The following is a 5,402-nucleotide window of genomic DNA, read 5'->3' on the forward strand; positions in this document are numbered from 1 at the left end:
AGACCTCGCCATCCCATCCTGACGGAATGCTCCGCAAACGACCGCTTTTTCCCCTATCCAAGGGGAGGCTTTTAACCTAAACTGTTTAATTATTTAGTTATTTAATTATTAATTATCCGGTAAGTTTGATAACCTAGAGTAACAATTCAAGATGCACGACCTCTAACGATTTTTTTTTAGACATTTCTCCATAAGTTGTTTGAGCTATTGGCAGATATAGAAGTTCTCTTATTAATGAGATACAGTATTTTTTTCTCTTCTCTATTCCCGAAAATATAAAACTTGTGTATTTCACTAAGAGCGAGAATTACTATATGTTAGTTTTTTGATTACTAACGTGAGGCTTTATTTTTATTCAATAAAGTTTTTGAATGACTTAAGGTTATACCAAATCTCAAAAGTGTTCCTATACTTAGGTAGCACTTCAATTATTAAATAATTAGCATCCTAGGAGCATGTTAATTATTCTTATGTTTGCTTCTCTTTAGGGAGGTTGCATGCAACCTCCCTACCCACTCTCTTGCTTAATTGCTTAATAAAATTGAGAAAAGTTTTTGAGAAATGGCATTAGTTATATAGCACTACTCAATTAGCTGTTTGAAATTGCTAAATCCTGAAACCTACTTAGAGATTACTTTTCACTTTTGCATGAGTGACTTTTGAGTTTCGGGTAACCCTATAGCACTATGTCTTTTGGGTAGGATAATAAATTATGGTTGTAAGGGAATAGGGAATAAGAAACAGAAAGATACCCTAATCTATTTCTCATTGCTAAGTAGTCGGAAATAAATAAAAAGTATTTTTGTAGACTTTAAAATACCTTTGCTTAACTTACTATCTTAGTTCCAATGGCTCCATTTAAACAATATAAAATTAACTATAGACTAGAAAAAATCACCTACTAAAAAGTTCAAATAAAAACTACTAACTGGTGAATGATAAATCATCGAAAATTAACTCCACATTCCTACATCCTGTGGTATTTCTTCAGAATTTTGTATTAGATAAGTCAAGGACTGAGCTATAGAACTAACAGCAGTTTCAGATAACCCTTTTTTTGAAACAGTATCATAAGTTTCTGTATAAAATTCTAAACGAAGTTTTACCTTTCCTTTTTTCCAGTAAGAACCAGGTTTCAATAATTGACATTCTAGCCCATCTTCAAATAAATTTTCCGACTCTAACCTAGCTAAAATCATAGTTATATATTCACTAACTTTAAATGTACATTGAAACATTAAAAGACTAGCACCTGTAGACAAAACATCATCATTATTTAATAGATGAACTTCAGTTTCCATAATAATTATCCTGGATTTATTTTTAACGAAGCAAGAAAGGGGAATTGGGAATTTATAATAGCCATTTCCTACTCCCCACTCCCTACTTCCCTCTTTGCCTATTCATTGAAGTGAAGTAAATTAAAAGCTATGCTGTAAGCCATTGATTTTCAATCAAAAAAACCAACCATAGGAATGTAAACCTTTACCCAAAAGATTTACTCCTAAATAACATACCCAGACTACAGCAAATCCGGTAGCAGCCAAAATAGCAGGTTTTCGCCCTTGCCATCCTCTAGTAATACGAGCGTGAAGATAAGCTGCAAATACTAACCAAGTAATTAAGGCCCAAGTTTCTTTCGGGTCCCAACTCCAATAAGAACCCCAAGCTTCATTTGCCCAAACTGCTCCAGCAATAATCCCAATAGTCAGCAGTGGAAACCCTAAGCCAATAATACGATAACTAATGTTATCTAGGGTTTGAGCAATATTCAAACGCTCAGGTGAAAGGGTTGTTTCTGCCTCAACTGTTTGAGTAACCTGGGTCATTTCCAAGACAGCAGTTTTACTATGGCCATTGTTTTTAGATAGGGGAAAAGGTTCATGGTTGTTATTCATTTCGTTCAGGTGACCAACTTCTGTTTGCAGTTGCAAATTCTGCGAGTGCTTCACGAAATGATTATTTCTATAAGCACGAGTGCCAAAAGAACTACCACTAAGTTCTACTTTTTGGCCACTGGTAATAATTAGAAAAGCGATCGCCAATAACGACCCCACCATAAGAGTTGCATAACTCAACATCATTACACTAACGTGCATCATCAACCAATTAGATTTTAGAGCAGGCACCAGGGGTTCAGATATCTGCATATTGGAAGGCAAAGTTAGGGCAGCAAAAGCAGAAATACCCATAGCAACTGGAGAGGTAAAAATCCCTACCAAGCGACTGCCACTCATATTTTCAGCTATAAGATGAATAGTAGTAAGTCCCCATGTTAGGAAAAATAGAGATTCGTACAAATTGCTAATAGGGAAATAACCAGCTTCCAACCAACGAGCGCCAAGTAATGTTGCAATACAGAGATTAGCGATCGCCATTCCTGTAGAACCCAAAACTGAGAGATAAGGGATACGAGGAAAAGCAGCACCTACCCAGTAAATGAGCATTGTGGTAAATAAGATAGCAAACGAGATATTGTCCAGTGAGTTTTGGAGTCTGACTAGATCCATTAATTTTTCTCCATGATTATGTATTTCAGTTTATATAGCGCTACGCGCTAAGGAATAGGGAATAGTAAACTGTCAAAGGATTTCAGGATTTAGAAATATCCTAATCTTTGCTTCGACTGCTATATTTTTTATCATAGGGATTATTTCGTAAGACTAAGAAAATATGTTAACTTGACCATAGATTATTGTACAGAAATAATTAATTCTTTGTACCCTACTCCCTACTTCCTACCAATCCAATAATCAAAAATAAAATTGATTATTGTACAGAAATAATTAATTCTTTTTCCCTACTCCCTACTTCCTACTCCCTATTCCCTTATTGTATTGATTATTGTACAGAAATAATTAATTCTTTTCCCCTATTCCCTACTCCCTAGTCCCTATTCCCTTATTGTCATGAAAAATATTTTATTTGTTCTCTACGAAGATTTCCATTCTAATAGCGCGCTTCATGTGCATCATTTTGCTAATAATTTTGTTAAATTTGGTTTTGATTGTGTAGTAGCTGTACCTAGAAATAAACAGACTGTTTCTCAGGTAGGAGAAGATTTAGCAAATTTATATCAAGTGACAGAATATGGTGAATTTTATCGCTTAAACGAATGCTTTAAAAATCAGCAAGGACCCGATGTAGTTCATGTGTGGACTCCTCGAGAAATTACTAGAAATTACTGTCATAAACTCCGGAAAGCTTATGACTTTAAGTTAGTCATTCACTTGGAAGATAATGAGGAATATGTTCTAGAAAAATACTTAAATAAACCTTTTCAAGAAATTGCTACTGCTAATGGTTCTCTAACAATTCCCGATAATGTTTCTCATCCCCAAAAATATAAGGAATTTCTAGCAAGTGCGGATGGAGTGACAGTTATTATTGAAAAATTAAAAGAATTTGTGCCCAATAATGTGCCGAGTTTAATTTTATGGCCTGGTGTAAAAACTGAGTATTTTTACCCGAGAACTCCTAATCCAGAAATAGCAAAAAAATTTGGCGTTCCTGACAATAGTTTGGTTTTTTCTTACACCGGAAATGTTCATGCTGCTAATACTTATGAGGTGAGAAGTTTGTATTTAGCAGTGGCAATGTTAAACCGAGAAGGTGAACCTGCAGTTTTAATTAGAACAGGTAGAGATTTCTGTAATTTTTTGGGAGATGATGATACTTGGGCGCGGCAATATGCAATTGAATTAGGATATGTAGACCGGAGTTTAATGCCAGAAATTTTAGCTTTAGCAAATGTGTTAATTCAACCAGGTAGACCCGATAAATTTAATGATTATCGTTTCCCCTGTAAATTGCCAGAATTTTTAGCAATGGGTAAACCTGTAGTTTTGCCAGCTACTAATATTGGTTTAGTCATGGAAAATCAGAAAGATGCTTTGGTTTTGCCTGTAGTTGATGCCGTCAATATTGTTAATTCTGTGGAGAAATTGTTGAGTGTTAAATCTCTATATGAAAAGTTAAGTGAGGGTGGAATTAATTTTGCTAAAACTCATCTTAACTGGCAGAAAAATACAGAATTACTGAAATCTTTTTATAAAGAGATTGGTTAATTTAGTCTCATTAAACCCGCAGTTGCAAAAAAAATTTAGTTGTAATTAATCTATAGCAATCAGGAATGATTTATGAAATATTTAAAAACAATTAAGAGCGCTCAAAATTCTTTTATATTCTGACTCCTGAGTTCTGACTCCTAATTACCACTAAAATCTTACAACTGAAATATGATTGCTATAGTACAAATTTTAATTTATTCATAAAGATATATTCATAAAGATAATTAATTCGAGGAAGTAAGGTGAGGAGGAAAAACTGAAAAATCAATTAAATTATTATTCCATTTCTGTTGGTTTTAGTAATAGTTCCACTCCATTTAATATCTGTTCTACTCTCTCCGGTGAAAGAGTACCTATTTTATCTGTCAGTTTCGCTTTTTCGACTGTGAAAATTTGGGATATATTCACAACTCTTTGATCTGGTAAATTAGCCTCACCTGGTGACAAGACAATATTACCAGGAACCCCAGCAAGTTTCATATTAGAACCTAAACTACAAACAACAACAGTATTAATCAGACTAAAATTAAAAACATTGTTTTGAATGACAACATGAGGGTGTCTATAGTTAGCTTGAGAACCGGATGGTTCGCCTAATTCTATCCAGAATATATCGCCCTGATTAATTAACACTCGTCCTCTATTATACTCCTATGATGTCCACTAATACCACTTATTGATGTTGATGTTTCAGTATCTGAAATATCTCCATAAGCAGCATTTATTTTTTCTAGTAATATTCGATTTTGATGCCGACGGATAAACTCTTCTAGAGCAATAGCAATTAAACGACTTCTAGAAATTTTCATTTCTGCCGCTATTGCCTCAGCTTGTTCAAACAGATACTCTTGTAGTGATATTGCAGTTTTGACAGTGGCCATATAATTATACTTTGACTTTCCTGTTAGTATAATCACTGGTTATATTGCTGTCAATACACCTCGATCGAGGTATCACTATCTTGATTTATTTGAGATATTTCAATTCCCCTTTACTAAATATTCAAAAATTATCCTAGATACTAGATTTAATTTAGGGTTAATTTGTTTCAGATAATTCCAGAGAAAATCTTAAATTCCGGTCAAAATCTAAAATCTAAAAAATTTAGGGAATAGGGAATAGGGAATAGGGAGTAGGGAACAAGGGGAAATTTGTTTGCGCAGCATTCGGCACCGAAAAAATCTTCTCGCTTCAACAGCTATATAATTTTTATTATGGCTAATTATGAAACTTGATATAAGACTGACCTACTAGCGCGTCTAGACTAAAATTGAAAGTTTAGGGAATAGGGAATAGGGAATAGGGAGTAGGGAACAAGGGGAAATTTGTTTG

Annotated in this window: 5 protein-coding genes; 1 reads left to right on the forward strand and 4 read right to left on the reverse strand. The window is 34.1% G+C overall.

Annotation, left to right across the window (positions count from 1 at the left end; genetic code table 11):
- Positions 1-953 precede the first annotated feature (953 nt).
- Both ACP6PM_RS32520 and ccsB read right to left on the reverse strand, forming a co-directional pair.
- Positions 954-1,301, reverse strand: a complete 348-nt coding sequence (locus ACP6PM_RS32520; protein ID WP_293109099.1) for a KGK domain-containing protein — start codon at positions 1,299-1,301, stop codon at positions 954-956.
- 153 nt (positions 1,302-1,454) lie between these two features.
- Positions 1,455-2,510 (reverse strand): c-type cytochrome biogenesis protein CcsB, encoded by a 1,056-nt coding sequence (gene ccsB, locus ACP6PM_RS32525; RefSeq protein WP_426590991.1) that lies wholly within the window; start codon positions 2,508-2,510, stop codon positions 1,455-1,457.
- A gap of 399 nt (positions 2,511-2,909) precedes the next feature.
- On the opposite strand from ccsB, the gene ACP6PM_RS32530 reads away from it, so the two are divergent.
- Positions 2,910-4,067, forward strand: a complete 1,158-nt coding sequence (locus tag ACP6PM_RS32530) for a glycosyltransferase (protein WP_426590992.1) — start codon at positions 2,910-2,912, stop codon at positions 4,065-4,067.
- 279 nt (positions 4,068-4,346) lie between these two features.
- Here ACP6PM_RS32530 and ACP6PM_RS32535 read toward each other — a convergent pair whose 3' ends face one another.
- Both ACP6PM_RS32535 and ACP6PM_RS32540 read right to left on the reverse strand, forming a co-directional pair.
- Positions 4,347-4,703 (reverse strand): type II toxin-antitoxin system PemK/MazF family toxin, encoded by a 357-nt coding sequence (locus tag ACP6PM_RS32535; protein WP_426590993.1) that lies wholly within the window; start codon positions 4,701-4,703, stop codon positions 4,347-4,349.
- Positions 4,697-4,951 carry a hypothetical protein gene (locus tag ACP6PM_RS32540; protein ID WP_426590994.1) on the reverse strand — a complete coding sequence of 85 codons (255 nt, stop codon included), beginning with the start codon at positions 4,949-4,951 and terminating at the stop codon, positions 4,697-4,699. Before ACP6PM_RS32540 ends, ACP6PM_RS32535 begins: the two co-directional genes overlap by 7 nt.
- Positions 4,952-5,402: the final 451 nt, after the last annotated feature.

This window comes from Dapis brunnea BLCC-M229, assembly GCF_050015995.1.
Classification (GTDB): domain Bacteria; phylum Cyanobacteriota; class Cyanobacteriia; order Cyanobacteriales; family Microcoleaceae; genus Trichodesmium.

What these genes read in the sequence shown, in the direction of transcription:
- ACP6PM_RS32520 (WP_293109099.1), bottom strand. Translation starts at nt 1,301, where the DNA reads ATGGAAACTGAAGTTCATCTATTAAATAATGATGATGTTTTGTCTACA.
- ccsB (WP_426590991.1), bottom strand. Translation starts at nt 2,510, where the DNA reads ATGGATCTAGTCAGACTCCAAAACTCACTGGACAATATCTCGTTTGCT.
- ACP6PM_RS32530 (WP_426590992.1), top strand. Translation starts at nt 2,910, where the DNA reads ATGAAAAATATTTTATTTGTTCTCTACGAAGATTTCCATTCTAATAGC.
- ACP6PM_RS32540 (WP_426590994.1), bottom strand. Translation starts at nt 4,951, where the DNA reads ATGGCCACTGTCAAAACTGCAATATCACTACAAGAGTATCTGTTTGAA.